Here is a 19,304-nt window from a genome sequence, read left to right on the forward strand (position 1 = left end):
GGCATGAACACCGAACTACCAAGATCGTCAGTCTGTTTCGCGTCTGAACGATCGTTATCAGATGTGCTAGGTTTGGTGAGAGTTGCACCATCGCCGAAACAGCTTTTCCCACGCACCGCGAATCGAGAAGGGAACGGTCGATGACCGCAGTCACCGTCGACAGCTGGGGACCTTTGGCAACCGCGATACACGCGGGGGCCGCGACCGATGCCGAACCCACCTGGAAGGACAACGCGTATCTCGCGTTCTGGGATTTGAACTCGGATACGTTCGGCAGCGTTCATGTCTCGACGTCACCCAACGCACCGGGTTCACGCAGGGCGCGATGCAGCTTCTCGGTGAACGGTAAGAATGTCGAGGTCATCGAGCCGCTTCCCGAGGGCAGCTTTACCGGCGACCACATCGATTTCGGGCTCAACGGCGCAGTACGCATCGACCACCCCGATCTCACCGCAGATTTCGTCAACACCCCGCTGTACTTGCCTGCCGACTACTCGGCGACCGGGCTGATCCCGGATCTGGTCCCCGGGCGTCCGCTGCAGCATTTCCAGAGCGGCTGCCGGGTCGAGGGTTCGGTCACGACCAAGAACGGTCAGCGTAGCTTTGCCGCTCAGGGAATACGCGATCGCACCTGGGGATTCCGCGACGAGGCGGCCATGTGGGTCGAGTACGCCGCCCTGGCGGCGGTGTTCGACGGCGTCTTCTTGAGCTCGATGAAGTTCCTGCGGACCGATGGGACCCAGGTCTCGGACGGATTCTGGAACACGCCGACGACGTCGACGCCGGTGGTGAACATGAGCATTCGGCGCAATGCCGCAGCCCAATTCGTGAGGGCGCGACTGGAACTCAAAGATGGGACCACCACCGAGATCTCATTGGTCGAGCGCGCAGCGGGATTCTTCGTCCCGATGGGTGTCGAGACCGACGGGCCCGCATTCGGCACCTACGACGACTTCATGCACGTGGAGTCGTCCGGCTTGCGTGGCGGCGGCCTTCTCGAACAAGGCGTCGTGCACCGCGTCCACTGATCTGCTTCGCTGAGCGCTCAGGAAGCGGGTACGACGACCGGGACCTTGTCTTGTTCTGGGGCACCGAAGATCGCGGCCTTGATGATGCCGACCTTGGAGGTGATGAAAACCTCGTCGTCGGGCCGAGCCACCACGAAAGACAGGATCCACACGCACGTCAACGCCAATCCGAGGGTGATCAACCAGGCCAGGTAGGTGAACCCCAAGTGGGCGTTGAGGTTTAGCGCCGTCCACACCGGCCACGCGGCGGCACCGTTGGCTATCCCGTCGGCCATCGGAATGAACGCGATGACCAGAGCGAGCCGCGCCCCACGCAGCTGCGGGCTCAATCGGTAGATCAATGCCCCGGCCGTCATCGGCATCAGCGGATTGACGCAGACCCACCACAGCGGCAGCCCCCAGAAGTTCAGCGGCTGCGGACCGTAGTACTCGTAGGCGCCCATCAGCACGCCGGGGCTCTCCAGCCAGATGTTGATGAACACGTCGATCAAATACAGCTGGAAGACCGCCTTGCGCGTGACACCCGTCTGGTAGATGCGATAGGCCAGGTAGGCCAGCCCGCCGACGTACCAGATGTAAACGAAATTGATGAACAACGGGAAGTCCCTGCCCATCGACGAGAAGGTCGTCGTCACGGCCTCCTGACGTATGTAGCACAGGCCCAAGGTGTCCACGATCGGTTCGAATAGGCAGGCAAAACCGCCCCCGATCAGGCAGTACGCCAGCAACGGGCCACGGCCCGTCACGAGATGTTTGACCGCGAAGAAGACCCCGAACAGCACCGGAATCCCGAGGAAGATCGTGAATAGCACCTCGGGCACAAACGGCATCGGCGTCGTCGGATGCGCCGGGACCGGTGGGGCCATGTGCAGAGGAGCGAACGCCGTCATGTCTTCCCTTTGCTTCCAACTGCAGCGCGCACTCCGCACGCCCGGATCTCTCAGGACACTGAAGAGCGTATCGGTATATGAATACTATTTCAAGAATGAATTTGCATTCATCACGCTGCTCGGCTTGGTCCCGCGCCTCGTGGTAATCCCCGCTGCCGCAGAATGTGACGTCCAATAGCTCAGCCGTGCAACGGCTTTCAGATCTTGGAAATGTCCTTCGCGGTGCGCGGCATTCTGCTACACCGCCACGAAGCGTCGCTGCGGGGCCCGCAACTGGGCCAACAGCTGCGCCGCGGCGCGTTCCCCCGACACCGTCGCCGTGCACATATTCGACGAGGACCGGAACACCCCGGCCAACTGGATGCGCGAGGTGATGGCCGCCTGCCGGGCCTGGAACTGCCCGAGCTCCTTGTACAGACCGGGCCTGCTGTAGACGATCACTTCGTTCCACCGCGCGATGCGGGTGTAGTCCACGGTGTCGGTGATACCGGGAATCAACTTTTCCATCCTGCTCAGAACTTTGGCGCGGATGGTGTCGTCGTCCTCGTCGATGATCTGTTCGGCGAATTCGGTCATCGTCAGGATGTCGAGCAGACCGTGCCCCTCGGGTGCGCGGCCCGGCGCCTTGTTGTGCTCGCAGGTGAAGCCCATCAGATCGGCGTCGACGGGTTCGGGGATGTTGATCACCGACGCCACGATGCCCTTGGGTTTACGGGTCACACCGGTGTTCATCACGACGCACTTGGTGTAGCGCAGGCCACGCAGGAACGCCTCCGAAGCCGCATCGAAGTGGCCCGGCACCAGGTCCGGAATCGTATCGCCGCGAGCGGTAAGCACCACGCCTGCACCGGATTCGGTGTGGCTGACGCCATCGGCATCGGTCCAGGTGACAGTCACCCCATCGGCGGATTCCCTGATCTCTTGAACCGTGCTGCCCAGCCGGATGTCCATGCCTTTCGAAAGACGGTCGATGTAGGTCGAGTATCCCTCGCGGAATGCGTAGAGCTTGCTGCCGAGGATGTTGTAGAGCATGAAGAACAGCTCCAGGTTCGAGATGGCGTCGCCGCGCACCCCCAGCACCCCGCGCACCGTGGAATTGATGACGTAGTCGTACACCTCCCCCGACAGGCCGAGGTGCAGCGAGCAGTATTCACGGGGCGTCATGGTGTCGAATGCCGAAGCGCGCGAAAGATCTTCGTAGTTGAGCAGCTTGCTGGCGCGGGTCGCGTCGACGCCGAAGCGGGCCATCAGCGCCTTGGACTTCAGGGATACCAGCGGCGTCTTGAGGACATCGAGAAACAGGTGATCCGACCGCAGGTTGTGAATGACGTTGTCGCGCGCAAAACCGATGATCGACCCGGCCGGGATCAGATCGTCACCGCTGCCGATCTCGTGAGCGAGTTTGACCACCGGCTCATAGGCGCTCGGCAGGATGGTGGCGCCCTCCTCCATCAGGTAGCCCTGCTCACGGTGGGTGTGGATCATACCGCCGGTGCGGTCGCGCTTCTCCAAGACGATTGCCGGAATCCCTTGCTCCCGAAGCCGATACGCCGCGGTGAGGCCGGACGGCCCGGCGCCGACGATGTAGACCGGTCCGCGATCGGTCGATCCGCCACTGGCATTCGCTGTCATCTCTTCGCTCTCTTTCTCGGGTTGCTGCCTGCGACCAGGGAGGGCAGCACGAAGTCGGCGACGAGCGCCTTTTCGGCGTCGGCGTCGAGGTCTTCGCGCAGCATCAACATCAGGTAGACGCCGCGCAGCCACTCGACGGCGCGCTCGTCGCTGACCTCGGCCCGGATTTCGCCGCGCTCGCGGGCACGTCGCAGCATCGGGCCCAAGACATCCAAGACGATTCCCTGCATCGAGGATTCGTGACCGGTGATCAATCGGTGCAGCGAAACCGTGGCGGTGGTGTCCAGCAGGTGGCGCAGTTCCGGATCCGAGCGGGCCGCATCCACGGTGGCGATCGAGGTCTGTAGCAGCAGCTCGTCGAACGGAGCGTCACGGTCGGCGATGGGCCGAATGCCCTCCCCGAGTTCGCGCAGTCTGGTCACGATCGCGGCCTCGGTGATCTCGGGACGAGTCAGGCCGAGCCGGTAAAGACCGGTGCGCCCGATGCCCGATTCCTTGGCGATGTCGTCCATCGTGGTTCTGTCGACGCCGTAGCGGGCGAAACAGCGGCGGGCAGCGGCGAGTACCTGCTCTGGGACTGCGGGTTCTTCGGTAAGCATGGCGACCATCTAACCGCCTCCCGCTCTTCCGCTGCCTTGGGTATGTTTCAGCTGATCCAGATACTGGTTGGGACACACAGGCTTTCCGGGTTGGCCACAGTAGATGCTGCCCTGTTGATAGGACGGCAGCACCGGGATGCTGTTCGTTCCGCCGGTCATCGCTACCCAGTCGTTGGGTATCTGGTAGGCGACCAGGGTGGTGAAGCCCGCCCAGCCGAATACCGCCAAGCTGGACAGCACGGTCTTGATCTTGGGGCCCACCGCCAACGCGTCGACGTCCCGGTCCACCGCGCAACGCCCGTTCGTGTCGCGTCCATCGCGCAGCCAGGTGAACATCAAGCAATACGACGAAATGAACAGCAGCTCGGTCAGCGGGAGCCGATGGGTGGTGTCGGCCCACAGGGTCAGCGCGCTCGGCGAAGACACATACGTGTAGACGCCCGTTCGGTTCCAGACGGTGGCGAGGCATCCGAAGGCCATCACGAAAGTCGCCAGCACGACCGCGTACAGCGCGACCGTGCTCATCCGGCGGAAGTGCCTGCGCAACATGTCCAAGTACGCGCAGCCCACAATCGCCGCACCCACCCCCAACCAGATATAGGCGGGCATGCACCAGCCCAGGCTCCAGGCCCATCGGTCGGCCTGGGGTGCCGCGAACCCCGGGAATTGTCCGGCCCACGTGCCCAGGTTCAGCGAGTGAGCGTTCATCGCCCAGGTGGGGTTGAACATCTGGCACAACACATCCAGTACCGAGGCGAACAGGCCGCCCAAGAACAGCTTCCCGTCCAGGGTGATGGTCCGCTGCCGGTACGCCGGCCGTACCAGCGTGAACCAGAACAGGAATGCGAACACCGAGAGGCTGATCGCCTCCGTCAGCCGGATGACCCAGCCGAAGGGGTACGGGTCGGGCCCGGGATCAACGGGAGTGGCCTGCGGGGACAGCAACCATCTGGTCCAACAACTCAGCGCCAGACCCACCAGGGCCAGGCCCAACGCGGCCCACAGCCACACCTTGCCGGAGGGCCGTTCGCGGGCGGCGGTCATCTCGACCGCGCGACGGGTGGCCACGACCGCGTCGACGCCGGTGTCCATGCGTGGAACATAGCACATGGAACAGTCTTCGTTTCTTGTTCCACGTGTCGTATATTGACCGCGATGAGTACCCCGACCGCGCCGATCGTCGAGCAGCCGAACCTGCTGCACATGGTCAGCTCCCCGACCACCTTCTTTTCGACGGGCAATGTCGCCGAAGCGGCCCCCGGCGTGCACACACCGCTGGGCTGGAGTATCTGGGGCGGCCTGACCGAACAGGTGCTGTCTCAGGTGGTCGTCGCCCTTGGCGCCTGGTCGCGCCCGCCCGACGTCTCCGATGTCAATCGACGATTCGGGTGTATCTTCTATGGCCGATATGCGGCCAATGTCAACACGTTTCGAGCCTTTGGGGATCGCATGCCCGGCACATCGGGCGATGCGGTGGAGGTCCAGTTCTTCGGGGCCAAGATGTCGCAGGAGCGCAATCATCCAGTGCGTCAACGGTATCCGGTGGTGGCGGCGAAGCTGCCGTGGAATGTGATCCGGACTCCCCGCCAGGTTGCCGCGTACCGCACCGACAACTACACCTGGTGGACGGCCAACATCTGTGACCGCTCCCCCGCCGGGGTGACCGAAGGGCTTGTCGTGCTGGGCGATGGCAGCCGGCGATACGTCCCGGTCATGCGCGCGCATTGCATCGTCACGCTGTTGGCCCAGGCTTTCTATGACCAACTCGCCAAGCTGTGCACCACTGCCGGAATAGAGGGGCTGGAACGGACTTTGGTCAGCGGGTATGGCGGGATGGAGGAGTCCGCCGTCGTCGCAGACGTGCGGGAGCTGGCCGGCGGGCGGCTTAGCGAGAGCGAGTTCGTGCGCCGCCACGGCTACCACGGCCGCGGTGAGGGCGATGTGTCGAGCCGGTCGTGGCGTGAGGACCTGACACCTATTCGCGCGTTAGCCGAGTCGTACCGCAAGTCGGGCGCCGACCCGCTGGCCAACGCAGAGTCCACTCGGCTTTCCCGGCTAAGCGCCGAACGCCAACTGCGGGAGGGCCTTCCGCGGTCACACCGGCCGCTGGTCGCCCCGACGCTCGCGTTGACGCGGCGGTTCGTGCTGGCCCGCGAGGTCGGCAAGGCCGGCTTCCTGCTGGCGATGGACGGAATGCGCGCCGGTGCCCGAGCAATCGGTACCGCGCTGGCCGCCGAGGGTGTGCTCGACGATGCCGAAGACGTGTTCTTTCTGACGCTCGACGAACTGCTCGCCGACCCCCGTACCAAACGCGGAGACGTCATCGCCGAGCGCCGCGAGCTCTACGCGCGCTACCGAAGCTTGGATCTGCCCCCGACCTGGCAGGGCAACCCCACACCGGTGCCGTTGGACCGCCGCGATCAGTCGGGTGAGTGCGGCGACCTCGTCTCGGGCATGGGTGTCAGCCCGGGGACAGCCGAAGGGGTGGTGCGGGTCGTCCACGACGCGGACGACGACCAGGCCGACGAATTCGAACCCGGCGACATCCTGGTGTGCCGCATCACCGACCCGTCCTGGGCCCCGCTGCTCTCGGTCGCCGCGGCGGTGGTGATCGACATCGGCGGATCACTGTCCCACGGCGCCATCGTTGCTCGCGAGCTCGGAATCCCTTGCGTCATCAACACTGTGGACGGCAGCCGCAAATTGCGCACCGGCGACCGCGTGATCGTCGACGGCGATGCGGGCACGGTTCAAGTGCAGCCGCAATAGGCCAAAATCTAGTGCCCCGGCTGGATTTCGGTGTTCTGGCGCTCGGCGGACAGATTCCGCAGCATCACGACGGTCATCGCGACGACCCAGACGAAGAACAGCGCAACGGGCAGGTAAAGCGCGAACAGACCGTTGTACGCGAACGGCCCGGTCTTGAAGAATGCGATCAACGCGCCCGCGGAGATTTGCACCGCGAGCCAGAGGCAGAGATAGCCGGACCATCGGGGAAACGGCGCCTGGTCGGGATCCTTGAACGCGGCGAGCGCGATCGCGATGAACCAGACTGTGAACGGTGGCCAGGTGAAGATGAAGAGGAAGTAAGCGAGATCGTTGCTGTACCGGACCAACTCGGGAGGGTAGTCGCCTGGGCGAAACGCGGTGAGCGCCCAGATCGTGCAAGCCAGTACGACAAAGACACTGGCGACCGCGACCGACGCGACCTGTACGTAGGTGAGAATGGGACGCGCGCCTTCGGCCGGCCTCGTCTGCGCCGCGAGCGCGCCACCGAACGGTGCGATGAGGCAGAGGCCGACGGCGGAGACGATCGCGCCGATGCGCACACCCGTGGCGTGTTCGGCGTACTTGGCCGCCACGACCGCCGCGATACTCGACGGGTCCATGAACGGCGGAATGAATCGCCCGACGAGGACGGCTCCGATGAGGGTGATGATCGCCATAGCAGGTCCGCACCAGATTCCAATCCGCTGCAGCCGCGCGTCGGTCATTATTGTCAGGCGGTATCGCGGTCGCCGTGGTCGCCGCCCGCGGAGGTTGGGTGGGTCACCGCTTTGAGCAGCCAGACGGTGTTCGCGACGAACTGAATGCCGAAGACCACCGCCGGCAACCAGAACACGAAGATACCGTTCCACGCGAACGGACCATTTTTGAAGAACTGCAACACGATTGCTGGTGTGTAAACGAGGGTGGCCCATATGTTCAGGTAGCCAAGCCAACGCGGAAACAGGGGTCTGTCTCGGGAGTCGGTGAGGATCGCGAACGCGAATGCGAAGTTCTGCGCCATGAACGGCGCCCACGGCATCACCACGATGAACCAGGCCATGTCGTTCAGCGTCTGCGTGGTCTCCGGTGACCGATCGGGCCGAAACGCGGTGACCGCCCACAGCATCGCCGGAATCATGAACGTCACCGCCGCCACCGCACCACCGGCCAGGGCGACGCCCGCCGCGGTGTGGCCGGAACCCGGGATGCGGCGGATTTGACCGTAAATCGCACCGGAGTAGGCGATGTAGAACATCGATGCGAGAAGAATCAGCGCCGCACCAAACCGGATTCCGGTCGCGTGCTGCTGGTAGTGCGCAGCGATCTCGATCGCCGACGCACTGGGCCGCAGGGGCGGCAGGAACCTGCACGACAGCAGTCCCCCGAAGAACAGCAACGGGCAGACGATGCCACTGAAAGCGCACGCCCGCTGGAACGTTCGCTGGACACCGGTCGTCGATGATCGCGAAATTCTGCCTGCCTCAGTGGATTTCGCCATCGCATCCGCTCCGGCAGTCTCGCGGTCGACGTCGTGCTGCAGTGCCATGACGAGTCACTCCTTACGGTCGGGCCGCCAGGCCGATCCGGTGATGGCAAAACTAGCCCAGAATGAACCTACTTTCAATAGTGAACTTGCATTCAAAACAGGTGCCGCTGCTCCGAATGAGGTGTGGGTAGATCCGAAATCCCTTGTGGTATGCGGGCACTCGATAGCCGATTGGCCAACGGTGACCGGCCGGTTACGGCAGTTTTCGGCGGGCGATCTCTCGCGCGGAGGCCGGGTCGACGCCGAACCCACGCAGCATCATCTCCGCGCCGCGCGACTCGGTCTTCGGGCCCGACGGGATCCGGTCGGCCAAAATCGCCCGCATGGCGGCCAATGCGGCACCCACGATCGAGGTGAGCGCGAGGTCGAGATCGTCGATCGCGAATCGGCCCGATGACCGGCCGCGCGACAGCGTCTCCATCGCCCAGGGCGCCACCGCGCTCTCGAAGATCGCATTGACTCGGTCGAGTTCGACCAGCACCCGCGCCAACTCAGGCTCGTCCCGGCTGAACCGAATGAAGCGCCGATAGGACACCGCCGCCGCCTCGGCCGGGTCGGCGAACTCGAGCGCATCCGCACCGATGCTCGCCGCCAGGCCGGCGAGCACTTCGGCCACGACCGCCTCAATCAGCGCGTCCTTGGACGGAAAGTAGGTGTAAAAGGTGCCGAAACCCAGGTCGGCGTGATCGGTGACGTCGCCAATGCGCAGGTCTGCCACACCGTTCTCGGCAATCAGCCGGTGGGCGGCGTTCAGCAGCCGTTGCCGGGCTTCGGCCTTGCGGCGATCGCGGCGTCCCATCGGGGCAGCGGGAAGTGTCACGAGAGCAGTATCGCATTCGATCATGATCTCAATCTTGATTTTGCAATCGAGTTCGATCAGGATCACAGTTATGACGCAAGACACCCTGCCCACCGAAGCCGACTACCTGATCATCGGAGCAGGACACAACGGGTTGACCGCGGCGTGCTACCTGGCCCGTGCCGGGCATAGCGTGGCCGTGCTCGAAGCATCGCCCACCGTCGGCGGTATGACCTCCACCAACGCCACGCTGTCCAAGGCCCCCGGCCACTACTTCAACGAGGGCGCAATCCAGCTGACCGGAATCTTCCGGGTCTCGGGAGTCGCCGAGGAACTCGAACTGCAGAAGTACGGACTGCGGCAGATCTCGGTGGATCCCGCGCACGTGCAGTTGGCCCCGGACGGAAGCTCCCTGGCGATCTGGAAGGACGCCAGCCGCACCGCGGACGAGCTGCGCCGCTTCTCGCCCAAGGATGCTCGAGCCTGGCTGGACATGGCCAACGCGTTGGCTCCGATCATGGACGTGGTCGTTGCCTATATGAAGTCGCACCCGCTGCGGCCGTTCAACCGCGAGATGGCCGGCTCGCTATTCGGCGCCGCCCGCCACCTGAAACAAGTGGTGGGACTGCGGAACATGCTGACCGCGTCGCACACCGAGTTCCTCGAGGAGACGTTCGAAACCGAGTTGCCCAAGGGCGCGCTGGCAGCCATGGCCGCGTTCTCCCAGATGCGCCTGGACATGACCGCCTGGGCGATGATCTATCTCGGTGTCGTGCAAAAGGTTTCGAACGCGATGCCGGTCGGCGGCACCGGCGCGCTACCCGCCGCCCTGCACCGTTGTCTGACCGCGCACGGCGGCACCGTGCACACCGACCGCCGGGTGGAGCAGCTCGTCGTCTCCAACGACCGGGTCACGGGCGTCCGCCTCGAATCCGGCCAATTCGTCGGAGCCCGTATCGGTGTCCTGACTACCTGCAACCCCGTCGTGACGCTCAACGAGCTGCTGCCGCCGGGCACGCTGGACACCAAACTGACGGCGCGCGCCAAGGACATCCCGATCCGCAAGACACACGCGACGTCGCTCAAGATCAACGTCGCCCTCGAGGGCCGCGTCACGATGAAGAAGCACGAGGACTGGCGCGGCGACGGTCTGGACCTGCGCAAGTACCTGATTGCGTGGCACACCCTGAAGGAACAGGACGACGCCTGGAACGCCGTGGTTCGCGGTCAGTGGCCGGACCCGGTTCCGGTGAGCTGCGCCATCATCCCCACCGCGGTGGATCCCACCCAGGCGCCCGACGGGCGTGACAACCTGTGGCTGTGGTCGGGCGTTATCCCGGTGACACCCGAGGAGCCATGGGACGATGTGCGCGACAAGGTCGGCGACGCCGTATTGCGGGATTCCGCACAGTATTACGGCGGACTGGACAAACTCGAGATCGATCGGGCGGTGCTCGGAGGGCCCGATCTCGAAGCGAGATTCAATGCCCCGGCGGGCAATGTCTACCACGTCGACCCACTGATCTCACGGTTCGGGCCGCTGAAGCCCGCGGCCGGGCTGGCCGGCTATCGCACGCCGGTGAAGGGCCTCTACCTCAGCGGAGCGGGTACTCACCCGGTCGGCGGGGTGTGCGCACTGCCCGGCAAGCTCGCCGCCCAGACCGCCATGCGCGACCAGAAGAAGCGCTGACGCCATCCCAGGCGTGACCGCGCCGCGAGCGTAAGCGCACGGCGAACTTCCGCGCGATTTCTCGCCATGCGCTTACGCTCGCGCGGTTACTCGAACGGAATCGCGAAGTACTCTTGGTACCGCGCGAATGCGATCCGGTCGCGAGAGTTCATCTCATCACTGCCGAGGTTGATCTTGTGCACCGGACGCGCACCCCTGGGGTTGGCGTCGACGTAACGTTGCATCTCCGCGCGGCCCGCCTCGGTCAGCTCGAGCCCGAACGCACCGTACATCGCCGCGATCGCCGCGATCGGATCGTCGACCAGGTCGGCGTACAGCATGTGATACAGGCGGTCTTTGGGGATGGCGCCGGAATCGATCTGATCGATGACGGCATTGAAACGCGTTGCCGAGAGGTTGGCGTCGGTGACGTAGTCAAACGCACCGAACTGGAACGGATAGTCCGTCCGCCCCCATTGCACGGTCCCGAGCAAGCTGACCGCCGATGCCAACGCCCGAGTCGGATCACGATGGGGCCAAACGAATCGGGCGTCGGGGTAGACCTCCAGCATCGCGGGAATGCGGTCAAGGTGCATGGGGTCCTTGAGGATCCAGTGCTTCCGCGGATTGCGCCACTGCAGCAGCTTGAGGACCCGCTTGTGATACGCCAACCCAATCCGTACATCCTGACCGGCCAACCAGGCCTGGTAACTGGGTACCTGGCCGAGGCTGTCAAACCATGTGGAAGAGCGAAACCCAAATCCGAGAATCTGGCAGCACTCCATGGGCAGCCGGCCCGCGAACTCGTGCATGGACGCGATCGTCGGCGTAACCCGGTTCCATTGGTCTATCAGAAAGTGTCCGCGCTCGATTCGCGGATCGGTCTCATAGGTGGCCGCCTCCGGTGGCGGACACGGGAAGATGATCTCCCAGTGTTTCGGCGCACAGTTGTCCGGATGACGGTCGAGGATATTGACCAGCATCGTCGTTCCCGAGCGACCCTGTCCGATGACAAAGATGGGCTCGCTGATCACTTCTTCATCGATTTCGGGGTGCCGGGTGTACCAATCCTCGATCTGCAACCGTCCCTCGAGCAACTGCAACAACTCGGAGCGGGTGCGCAGCCTGCCCATTAGGTTGAGGTTGGCCTCCTCTTCCATCGACCTGCACAAGATCTCGAAGGGCTCGCGCCAGTGTTCATCGCCGAAGTCGGCGAGACCCGTGGTTCGTTGGGCCGCGGAGATCAACGACTCGGGATCAAGCGGGACAACACCTTTGATGTTCATGTGCGCACCCTCTTCGTTGATGCGCTGAACCCACTCGGGGCGTGCCGGTGGCTCCCATTGCGTGGTGCGTTCGCTCATGATGTTGCTCCGTCCGTGAAGCGCAGCAGGAAGGTCTCCCGACGCTCGCGTAATTGCTCGGCTCGTTGTTCGGGCGTCACGCGTGGGATGTCGCCGGGCAGCGCGGATTCCAGGTCCGCTAGCGGGACAAGCCAGCCGTCTGCGGTGGGCTCGGGCCCGCCGCGCATACCCTGCCAGCGGTTGACCACCAGCAGATGGGAGTAGCCGCAGGGATCCAGCCAGTTGGCTACTCCTGGATCTTCTTGAGCGACAACATAAGTGACCGAGCCGTCCGGATTAGGCACCGATTGCCCGTTGTTCAGGCAGCTCTGCCGCTCCCAATAGTCGATGGTGCGAAACCAGTAGTCGTGCAGCACGATGTTGCGATACGGCGCGTCACCGGGGCCGATGGTAAAGACGAAGGCATGCGATTCGTCGACCAGCAGGCGCGCGAACATGATTGTCTGCGAGACAAGCCCGCCGACCCGGCCGGTGTTGAACAACGGGGACACGGTATTGGGTTCCATGCCCGCATAGATGCTGAGGAACCAGTACATGGGCGGTACGTCCTCGACCATCATCGATGCTGCACGGGCGGCCACCTGTGCCTCGGTCCACTGCGGCGCACTCGGGGCGTCGAGCCTGCGGACGGTCCAGCTGCTGGGCACCTGGCGCCAGTCGGATCGGCACTCCCGATTGAATAGGTACAAAGCGCCCGGCGGAACTTGTACGTGGTTGGGATCGCCATTCGCCGGTTCAGGCCCAACAGTCAACCGGTAGCGGCCGTCGTCGCCAACCTTGATGCTCAATAGGTCCAGGCTGCCCAATGTCATTGTGATTGACGGATTTCCGATGACGGTCAAAGGAATGTCGGCCGGAACCGGGTCGAAACGTTGGCCCTCGATTTCATAGTGCGCGCCATAACTCACCGGAACCAACACGTAGTGCTGGTCGGGTCCATCACCCCCCGAGCCGCGTGACCCGGGCACTTTCGTGCCGAACCACTCATGGGGCGGGCAATAGTGCATCCCCAACACGATCGGGTAGTTGGCATCGCCGGCCGCCGCTTTGAGGCAGTAGTTGAACGCGAATTCCTCGATCAGTTCGTCGAACCGGGGTCCCCAAGCCTCCTGCGGAGCCGACCGCCCGGCGAGCGTCTTCCAGCGCATCGCGACGAGCTCGCGAGCTTGCATTACCGCACTAGATTCCAACGCGCGCATGGCAAGTGCTTCGCCGTCGCGTTGTTCGGCGGTGGCCAGTGGGTTGCCTACGGACGTTGGGATCATAGCTGCCCACCTTAAACTTTAAAGAGACACAATGTCCATTAATTCATCAAGAAGGATAAAATTTGCGAGTGCCAACACGCAAGGTTCCCAGCGGCCGGACCCGCCGCAACGGTGTTACCCGGGACGTCATCGACGCGACCGTGCGCTGCCTGTCAGCCGGGGAGAGCGTCACCAGCCTGGGCGTCCAACGGATCTGCGAGGAGGCCGGTGTCGCGCGCTCGGCGTTCTACAAAAACTTCGCCGACAAGACCGACCTGTTGCGCAGGGTCGTCGCCGACGCGACCGCCGACCTGTTCGATACGGCGTGCGAATGGGCCGCGGGCACCGGTGGACGGGAATCCATGTTCGCCGCCCACCGGAACACGGTGCGGGTCTGGCGCGAACACGCTCCGCTTCTTCGCGCATACTTCGAAGCTGCCGCGTACCAACCGGACCTGGCCGCGATCTGGGACGACCGCATGAAGGCCGTCGTCGCCGTCATGAAAGAGCGGATCAGCAACGGGCAACGAGCGGGTTCGGTGCCCAAGGACCTCGATGCGCAGATGGTCGCAAATTTCATCGTTTATGGGTTCGAGCGGCTCACCGCCCAGCACATCGCCAGCATGCCTGCTTCGGCCGACAAGAAGTTCGCTCGGTCAATCTCGGAGGTCGGCTGGCGGCTGATTTACGGAACCGGTGAGGAGCATGAGTAGTCGGGAGTAGACGCGATGTCCCCCAGCTCGGTGACGCAGCGGGTCTAAGCCCGTTCTCCAGCGACCGCGGCGCTCACGATCGCTTCAGCCTCCCCGGGCGGCACCCCGAGTGACGCCAGCACGTGGCGGGCGAAAGCCTCGTGCGCGTTCGCACCGTGGCGACCGTTGAGGATCTCCCGGATCAGCGAAAACGCGCCGCCGATCACCGCGGTGAGCAACACCTCGATATCGGCGACAACGAAACGGCCACTTGCGATTCCGCGCTCGACGGCGATGCGCGCGGGGTTGTGGACGGCGTCGCCGAACAGGGCTTCGGAGTGTCCGATGTTGACGATCAGGCGGGCAAAGTCGGGTTCGTCGTAGGCAAGTCGAATGACGCGAAGGTTGGCCAGTGCCACGACCTCGGCCGGGTCGGTGTCGTCGTCGACATTGGTGATGATCGCCGACGTCAGGTCGGACAGGCTCTCGGTGATGACCGCCTCAAGGAGCTCCTCCTTGGACTGGAAGTAGTTGTAAAAGGAACCCAGCGCGACGTCGGCCTGTTCGGTGATGTCCTGGATGCGCAGGCTGCCAACCCCTTTGGCGGCGATCAGCGTTCGGCCGGCGTCCAGCAGCAGGCGCCGGGTGCGTAGCCGCTGACGCTCGACGCGCGTCGCGGGCTTGGCCTCGGCCTCGGACTTCACCCCCGGATTATTACCGGATGAATTAAGGTTCACTCTTGAAATCATATTCATCTGATGTTAGTTTAGCCGCACGGGGGTGAACTGGCTCACAGCTGACGGAGCGGCGATGGTGACGATGCTCGGTCACGGCGAGCCGACGCACCCGGGTCCGGGGACGGTGCGGCAGGAGCCCAACGCGATGTCGGGATCTCCCGCGGCGCCGGCAATTTCCGAAACTATCGAGGCATAGGAGCAAAAGCGGGCATGGCGCTGGCCACACATTCCGGAGACACCGATCTGCTGCTGCCGATGCCGGCGGATGGCGAACGGTGGGATCCGCATCTGATCCACACCCATTACTTTGGCTTCAGCGTTCCCGAAGCGGCGATCGGCGCGTTCCTCTACGTGCGCTACCAGCCGGCGTTCCCGCTGTCGCAGGGCGGGGTTTGCATCTTCCAGGGCACCGACAACGTCGAACACACCGATATGGCTTTCCTCGATTACGAGGTCACGATGCCGTGGCCGCGAATCGAGGGCAACACGATCACGACCGACAACGGCCTGCGCATCGACTTCGTTGAACCGGGCCGGACCGCCCGGATCACCTACCGCAGCGGTGACGGAGCCACCTCGGTCGACGTCCTCGCCGAAGCCGTGACCCCGTTGCTGGCCCGGGGCCATGTCATGCCGGGCGAGGAAGACCACCACGACGTGGCGCGCGAGCCGGGCGGCACCGAGCAGTTCATGCACATGACCGGCGAATTGGTGCTCGAGGGTACGACCTACCCGGTCGACTGCTACGCGCCACGCGACCGCTCGTGGCGCCAGATCCGGGTGGAACGCCGTGGCGCAGTGCCGGTTCCGCCCGTCGGCTGGTCTCCGATGTACTTCGGCCCCGATCTCATCTTCAACCAAATCAGTTTCGAGCCATTGGACACCGATCCCGCGTGGGCGGGGCTCTACGACGTCGGTGATCGCCCATCCCACCACTACGCCTGGATTCAGCGCGGTGAACAGACCCGCTCGATCAAATGGGTGCGCCGCAACGTCTTTGAATATCACCCGCGCATCCATCTGCCCACCCGTCAAGAGATCACCGCCGAGGACGAGAACGGTGAGGTCTACCGATTCCAGGGTGAGGCCATTGCGTGTGCGTCGCTGCCGGCCTGGCCCAACACCTCGTTCCACGACAGCGTGTATCGCTGGACGGACGAACAGGGCCGAACCACTCATGCGACGTATCAAGAGATTTGGTTCGACAAATATCAACAGATGATGAAGCGCCGGGCGTTGGCATCCGCGCACTCATAAAGCATTGTCTCGCAGGCATATTGACTCAAAGAGGAGCAAGCGATGGCCCTGAAGAACATCATCGACACCGAGCTGGCCGCCAAGCGGCTAGCTGATTGGCTGGCATCGAAACAGCCTGACACCCACGACGTAACCGTGACCGATGTGTCCGTGCCCGGCGCGGGCGGGCTCTCCAACGAGACAGTCCTGTTTACCGCGAATTGGCGCGACGCCGACGGGGAGCAGACCCGTGGCATGGTCGCCCGCGTGCAACCCGACGGCCCCGGCGTCTTTCCCGACTACGATCTGGCGAAGGAAGCCGCAGTCATCACGGCGCTTGCCAACCATTCGTCGGTGCCGGTGCCCCAGGTGTACTTCTTCGAAGACGATCCCGCAGTGTTCGGTGCGCCGTTTCTGGTGATGCAGCGGATCGACGGCCGTATCCCCGCCGACGACCCGCCGTTCACCGCGGCCGGCTGGGTGCTGGACCTGACACCGGACCAACGACGTCAGATGTGGCACAACAGCCTTGACGTGCTCGCGCAGATCCACAGCGTCGACTGGCGCGCCGTCGGGCTGGACTTCCTCGACACCCCCGAGAACCACAGCGGGCTGGACGCGGGTCTGGCTCAATGGCGACGCACGTTCGAGTGGGCCGCCGAGGGTGAGCCGAACCCGACCATCGAGGCGGCACTGCGCTGGCTGGACGAGAACCGTCCGGCCGACGATGAACCCAAGGTGCTGAATTGGGGCGATGCCCGGGTGGGCAACATCATTTTCTCCGACGAGCTTGCCCCCGCAGGAGTGCTCGACTGGGAGATGTTGGTGCTGGCCACCCGCGAACAAGAGCTCGGCTGGTGGTTGTTCTTGATGCGCCACCACACCGAGGGTGTCGGCCTCCCACTGCCGGAAGGCATCCCCGACCACGCCGAGACCATCGACTACTACCAGCGGATCACGGGCCACACGGTGCGCAACCTCGACTACTACGAGGTCATGGCCGGCACCCGGCTGTCCATCCTGATGGTCCGCGCCGCGCACATGATGATCGGCGCGGGCCTGCTGCCACCGGACTCCCCAATGGCACAGAGCAATCCGGCAAGCCAGCTGGTCGCGAAGCTGCTGGACCTCCCGGCGCCCACCGGGGCAACGACGAGCTTCATCGGGAATCGAGGGCAGTAGATGTGAACGCCCAGATGGCTTTTCAGCGGTTCTGTGCATTCAGCGGCATCATCTGCGTGCTGCTGTTCTTCGGCGGCTTCGTCGCCGCCGGATTCATACCGCCGCTGTCCCCGGGCATGTCCGCGACGCAAATCGCGGCGCACTACCAGGCTCACACCAGCGGCATCCGGCTGGGCGCGGGGCTGATCTTCCTCAGCTCGATGTTCTACGTATGGTTCACCGCGGTGATATCCGGGCAGATGCGGCGGATCCCCGGGGTGCACCCCACCGTCGTCAACGCGTCGCTGGCCGCTGGGGCGTTCGCCGGCGTGACATTTTTGGTGCCAGCGCTGATGTTCGCGGTCACCGCGTTCCGTCCCGATCGTTCACCCGACGCGACCCTGCTGCTCAACGACATGAGCTGGATCCTGCTGGTGATGCCGTGGACGCCGTTCATGCCCCAGTACTTCTCCTTTGCCTTCGCGATCTTGTCCGATCCGAGGCCGCAGCCGTTGTTCCCGCGGTGGCTGGCGTATTTCAACATCTGGGTCGAGCTGATGTTCACGCCCGCGACCGTGCTGCCGTTCTTCAAATCCGGCCCGTTCGCCTGGAATGGACTGTTCGTTTTCTGGATGCCTGCGACGGTGTTTACCGCGCTATTCATTGTTAACACGGTCTGGCTCATCAAGGCCATCAACTCCGAAGAACGCGAAACTCAGGCGGGCGCCGATGCCCCCGGCCACGAGTCGCTGACCCACGAAACCACGTCGACGTAGCACGCACCACGGGGTTGTGTGAGATTTGACGTCTCAATATACTGGCCCGATCTCCTGGAGAAGGTCGGCCTGAGACGACGGGGAGGAAGGCGTCATGCCCACCTTGCGGAAGGTCGGGATCGTTGTGTTGGCCAGCGTGCTGACCGGTCTGTATCTCGCGGTTCCCGCCGGTGCGGATCCCGGCTACGACCCCTGTCGCTCGATGTTCAACCCGATCTGTCGCATGGTCCCCATGGTGCCCGACCTCGACCACGACATTGATCTGACCCAAGATCCCAATGGGCTGGCCGACGGGCAAAGCGCCTTCACACAATCCGACACCAGGCAGGGCGGGCCCGGTGGGCAACCCAGTGTCAGCCCAAGCGGCGGTTAGGGCCTCTCTACCTGCCTTGCCACTGTGGTTGGCGTTTCTCCGCGAAGGCCAACGCGCCTTCCTTAGCGTCGGCCGATTCCCTTACCCGTGACGTGATTTCACGTTGCCACTCAAACGCAGCGAGATCGGTCCAGTTGCTTTGATGCGCAAGGATCTTCTTCGTCGCCTTGACCGCCAGGGGCCCATTCGCGGCAATCTTGGCCGCGACTTCGCGCGCCGTTGCCAACGCTTGACCCGGCTCGGTGAGCACGGCGACGAGTCCGTGTCGCTCGGCGTCTTGGGCAGTGATCGGTTCGCCCGTCAATGCGGTCAGCATGGCCAGTGAGTAGGGCAACGCCTTCGGGAGTCGCAGCAGCCCGCCCGCCGCGGCGACCAGCCCTCGCTTGACTTCGGGCAGACCGAATTTGGCGGCGGTGCTGGCCACCACGATGTCCGCGGTCAGAGCCAGCTCGCAGCCACCAGCGAGGGCCCAGCCCTCCACCGCCGCGATCAAGGGCTTCGTCGGAGGACTTTCGGTAAGCCCGGCAAAGCCGCGTCCCGGGATCGATGGTGATTCGCCCCTCAGGAAGGCCTTGAGATCCATTCCGGCGCAGAATGTTCCATCGGCACCGGTCAGAATGGCCGCCGTGAGATCGTCGCGTGCTTCCAAGTCGTCGATCGCCGCGGCGATCCCGGTGGCGACAGAACTGTCGATCGCGTTTTTGGCCTGCGGACGGTTGATCGTGATGACCATGACTCGATCCGCCGTATCCACCAGAACGGTGTCAGTCATTGCTTGCCTCCTGAAGT

At 64.0% G+C, this 19,304-nt stretch carries 19 protein-coding genes; 8 read left to right on the forward strand and 11 right to left on the reverse strand.

Features of this window, described 5'->3' with window-relative positions; translation table 11 throughout:
- Positions 1 to 140: 140 nt before the first annotated feature.
- Positions 141 to 1,028 carry a hypothetical protein gene (locus BN973_RS22475; protein WP_036470947.1) on the forward strand — a complete coding sequence of 296 codons (888 nt, stop codon included), beginning with the start codon at positions 141 to 143 and terminating at the stop codon, positions 1,026 to 1,028.
- A 17-nt stretch (positions 1,029 to 1,045) separates the two neighbouring features.
- On the opposite strand, the gene BN973_RS22480 is transcribed toward BN973_RS22475, so the two are convergent.
- From BN973_RS22480 to BN973_RS31445, 4 genes are all read right to left on the reverse strand, one after another.
- On the reverse strand, positions 1,046 to 1,918 hold the full coding sequence (locus tag BN973_RS22480) for a hypothetical protein (RefSeq protein WP_036470948.1): 873 nt from the start codon (positions 1,916 to 1,918) through the stop codon (positions 1,046 to 1,048).
- Positions 1,919 to 2,155: 237 nt separating this feature from the next.
- Positions 2,156 to 3,550 (reverse strand): protoporphyrinogen/coproporphyrinogen oxidase, encoded by a 1,395-nt coding sequence (locus BN973_RS22485; protein ID WP_036470949.1) that lies wholly within the window; start codon positions 3,548 to 3,550, stop codon positions 2,156 to 2,158.
- The gene (locus BN973_RS22490; protein ID WP_084163493.1) at positions 3,547 to 4,158 is read right to left on the reverse strand and encodes a TetR/AcrR family transcriptional regulator; all 612 of its coding nucleotides are present in this window, start codon (positions 4,156 to 4,158) and stop codon (positions 3,547 to 3,549) included. The genes BN973_RS22485 and BN973_RS22490 overlap by 4 nt, the downstream gene beginning before the upstream one ends.
- Entirely contained in the window at positions 4,159 to 5,241 is a 1,083-nt protein-coding gene (locus BN973_RS31445; protein WP_036470951.1) for a spirocyclase AveC family protein, read from the reverse strand. It lies immediately after the preceding gene.
- A gap of 63 nt (positions 5,242 to 5,304) precedes the next feature.
- Between BN973_RS31445 and BN973_RS22500 the strand changes: the two genes are divergently transcribed.
- Positions 5,305 to 6,918 carry a PEP-utilizing enzyme gene (locus tag BN973_RS22500; protein ID WP_051641412.1) on the forward strand — a complete coding sequence of 538 codons (1,614 nt, stop codon included), beginning with the start codon at positions 5,305 to 5,307 and terminating at the stop codon, positions 6,916 to 6,918.
- A gap of 8 nt (positions 6,919 to 6,926) precedes the next feature.
- Here BN973_RS22500 and BN973_RS22505 read toward each other — a convergent pair whose 3' ends face one another.
- The 3 genes from BN973_RS22505 to BN973_RS22515 all read right to left on the reverse strand — a co-directional run bounded on the left by BN973_RS22505 (position 6,927) and on the right by BN973_RS22515 (position 9,284).
- Entirely contained in the window at positions 6,927 to 7,595 is a 669-nt protein-coding gene (locus BN973_RS22505) for a hypothetical protein (RefSeq protein WP_036470952.1), read from the reverse strand.
- Between the two features lie 53 nt (positions 7,596 to 7,648).
- A complete protein-coding gene (locus tag BN973_RS22510; RefSeq protein WP_051641413.1) occupies positions 7,649 to 8,464 on the reverse strand; it encodes a hypothetical protein in 816 nt (271 codons plus the stop codon).
- Positions 8,465 to 8,657: 193 nt separating this feature from the next.
- A complete protein-coding gene (locus tag BN973_RS22515) occupies positions 8,658 to 9,284 on the reverse strand; it encodes a TetR/AcrR family transcriptional regulator (RefSeq protein ID WP_232232125.1) in 627 nt (208 codons plus the stop codon).
- 70 nt (positions 9,285 to 9,354) lie between these two features.
- Between BN973_RS22515 and BN973_RS22520 the strand changes: the two genes are divergently transcribed.
- Positions 9,355 to 10,953 carry a phytoene desaturase family protein gene (locus BN973_RS22520; protein WP_036470953.1) on the forward strand — a complete coding sequence of 533 codons (1,599 nt, stop codon included), beginning with the start codon at positions 9,355 to 9,357 and terminating at the stop codon, positions 10,951 to 10,953.
- A gap of 86 nt (positions 10,954 to 11,039) precedes the next feature.
- On the opposite strand, the gene BN973_RS22525 is transcribed toward BN973_RS22520, so the two are convergent.
- Together BN973_RS22525 and BN973_RS22530 are read right to left on the reverse strand one after the other, a co-directional pair.
- The gene (locus BN973_RS22525) at positions 11,040 to 12,296 is read right to left on the reverse strand and encodes a sulfotransferase family protein (RefSeq protein WP_036470954.1); all 1,257 of its coding nucleotides are present in this window, start codon (positions 12,294 to 12,296) and stop codon (positions 11,040 to 11,042) included.
- Positions 12,293 to 13,561, reverse strand: coding sequence for a hypothetical protein (locus tag BN973_RS22530; RefSeq protein ID WP_036470955.1), 1,269 nt, complete (start codon positions 13,559 to 13,561; stop codon positions 12,293 to 12,295). Before BN973_RS22530 ends, BN973_RS22525 begins: the two co-directional genes overlap by 4 nt.
- 68 nt (positions 13,562 to 13,629) lie before the next feature.
- On the opposite strand from BN973_RS22530, the gene BN973_RS22535 reads away from it, so the two are divergent.
- Entirely contained in the window at positions 13,630 to 14,253 is a 624-nt protein-coding gene (locus BN973_RS22535; protein WP_036470956.1) for a TetR/AcrR family transcriptional regulator, read from the forward strand.
- Positions 14,254 to 14,297: 44 nt separating this feature from the next.
- Here the strand turns inward: BN973_RS22535 and BN973_RS22540 are convergent, their stop codons facing one another.
- Positions 14,298 to 14,981 carry a TetR/AcrR family transcriptional regulator gene (locus tag BN973_RS22540; RefSeq protein ID WP_051641414.1) on the reverse strand — a complete coding sequence of 228 codons (684 nt, stop codon included), beginning with the start codon at positions 14,979 to 14,981 and terminating at the stop codon, positions 14,298 to 14,300.
- Positions 14,982 to 15,179: 198 nt separating this feature from the next.
- Between BN973_RS22540 and BN973_RS22545 the strand changes: the two genes are divergently transcribed.
- The 4 genes from BN973_RS22545 to BN973_RS22560 all read left to right on the forward strand — a co-directional run bounded on the left by BN973_RS22545 (position 15,180) and on the right by BN973_RS22560 (position 18,515).
- On the forward strand, positions 15,180 to 16,226 hold the full coding sequence (locus tag BN973_RS22545) for a DUF7064 domain-containing protein (protein ID WP_036470958.1): 1,047 nt from the start codon (positions 15,180 to 15,182) through the stop codon (positions 16,224 to 16,226).
- A gap of 42 nt (positions 16,227 to 16,268) precedes the next feature.
- On the forward strand, positions 16,269 to 17,387 hold the full coding sequence (locus BN973_RS22550) for a phosphotransferase family protein (protein WP_036470959.1): 1,119 nt from the start codon (positions 16,269 to 16,271) through the stop codon (positions 17,385 to 17,387).
- 14 nt (positions 17,388 to 17,401) lie between these two features.
- Entirely contained in the window at positions 17,402 to 18,142 is a 741-nt protein-coding gene (locus BN973_RS22555) for a hypothetical protein (RefSeq protein WP_139830321.1), read from the forward strand.
- A 94-nt stretch (positions 18,143 to 18,236) separates the two neighbouring features.
- A complete protein-coding gene (locus BN973_RS22560; RefSeq protein ID WP_051641415.1) occupies positions 18,237 to 18,515 on the forward strand; it encodes a hypothetical protein in 279 nt (92 codons plus the stop codon).
- A gap of 7 nt (positions 18,516 to 18,522) precedes the next feature.
- On the opposite strand, the gene BN973_RS22565 is transcribed toward BN973_RS22560, so the two are convergent.
- The gene (locus BN973_RS22565) at positions 18,523 to 19,287 is read right to left on the reverse strand and encodes a crotonase/enoyl-CoA hydratase family protein (protein ID WP_036470961.1); all 765 of its coding nucleotides are present in this window, start codon (positions 19,285 to 19,287) and stop codon (positions 18,523 to 18,525) included.
- Between the last annotated feature and the right edge of the window lie 17 nt (positions 19,288 to 19,304).

Origin of the sequence: Mycobacterium triplex, assembly GCF_000689255.1 — a bacterium.
GTDB lineage: Bacteria > Actinomycetota > Actinomycetes > Mycobacteriales > Mycobacteriaceae > Mycobacterium > Mycobacterium triplex.

What these genes read in the sequence shown, in the direction of transcription:
- BN973_RS22475 (WP_036470947.1), top strand. Translation starts at nt 141, where the DNA reads ATGACCGCAGTCACCGTCGACAGCTGGGGACCTTTGGCAACCGCGATA.
- BN973_RS22480 (WP_036470948.1), bottom strand. Translation starts at nt 1,918, where the DNA reads ATGACGGCGTTCGCTCCTCTGCACATGGCCCCACCGGTCCCGGCGCAT.
- BN973_RS22485 (WP_036470949.1), bottom strand. Translation starts at nt 3,550, where the DNA reads ATGACAGCGAATGCCAGTGGCGGATCGACCGATCGCGGACCGGTCTAC.
- BN973_RS22490 (WP_084163493.1), bottom strand. Translation starts at nt 4,158, where the DNA reads ATGGTCGCCATGCTTACCGAAGAACCCGCAGTCCCAGAGCAGGTACTC.
- BN973_RS31445 (WP_036470951.1), bottom strand. Translation starts at nt 5,241, where the DNA reads ATGGACACCGGCGTCGACGCGGTCGTGGCCACCCGTCGCGCGGTCGAG.
- BN973_RS22500 (WP_051641412.1), top strand. Translation starts at nt 5,305, where the DNA reads ATGAGTACCCCGACCGCGCCGATCGTCGAGCAGCCGAACCTGCTGCAC.
- BN973_RS22505 (WP_036470952.1), bottom strand. Translation starts at nt 7,595, where the DNA reads ATGGCGATCATCACCCTCATCGGAGCCGTCCTCGTCGGGCGATTCATT.
- BN973_RS22510 (WP_051641413.1), bottom strand. Translation starts at nt 8,464, where the DNA reads ATGGCACTGCAGCACGACGTCGACCGCGAGACTGCCGGAGCGGATGCG.
- BN973_RS22520 (WP_036470953.1), top strand. Translation starts at nt 9,355, where the DNA reads ATGACGCAAGACACCCTGCCCACCGAAGCCGACTACCTGATCATCGGA.
- BN973_RS22525 (WP_036470954.1), bottom strand. Translation starts at nt 12,296, where the DNA reads ATGAGCGAACGCACCACGCAATGGGAGCCACCGGCACGCCCCGAGTGG.
- BN973_RS22530 (WP_036470955.1), bottom strand. Translation starts at nt 13,561, where the DNA reads ATGATCCCAACGTCCGTAGGCAACCCACTGGCCACCGCCGAACAACGC.
- BN973_RS22540 (WP_051641414.1), bottom strand. Translation starts at nt 14,981, where the DNA reads ATGATTTCAAGAGTGAACCTTAATTCATCCGGTAATAATCCGGGGGTG.
- BN973_RS22545 (WP_036470958.1), top strand. Translation starts at nt 15,180, where the DNA reads ATGGCGCTGGCCACACATTCCGGAGACACCGATCTGCTGCTGCCGATG.
- BN973_RS22550 (WP_036470959.1), top strand. Translation starts at nt 16,269, where the DNA reads ATGGCCCTGAAGAACATCATCGACACCGAGCTGGCCGCCAAGCGGCTA.
- BN973_RS22555 (WP_139830321.1), top strand. Translation starts at nt 17,402, where the DNA reads ATGGCTTTTCAGCGGTTCTGTGCATTCAGCGGCATCATCTGCGTGCTG.
- BN973_RS22560 (WP_051641415.1), top strand. Translation starts at nt 18,237, where the DNA reads ATGCCCACCTTGCGGAAGGTCGGGATCGTTGTGTTGGCCAGCGTGCTG.
- BN973_RS22565 (WP_036470961.1), bottom strand. Translation starts at nt 19,287, where the DNA reads ATGACTGACACCGTTCTGGTGGATACGGCGGATCGAGTCATGGTCATC.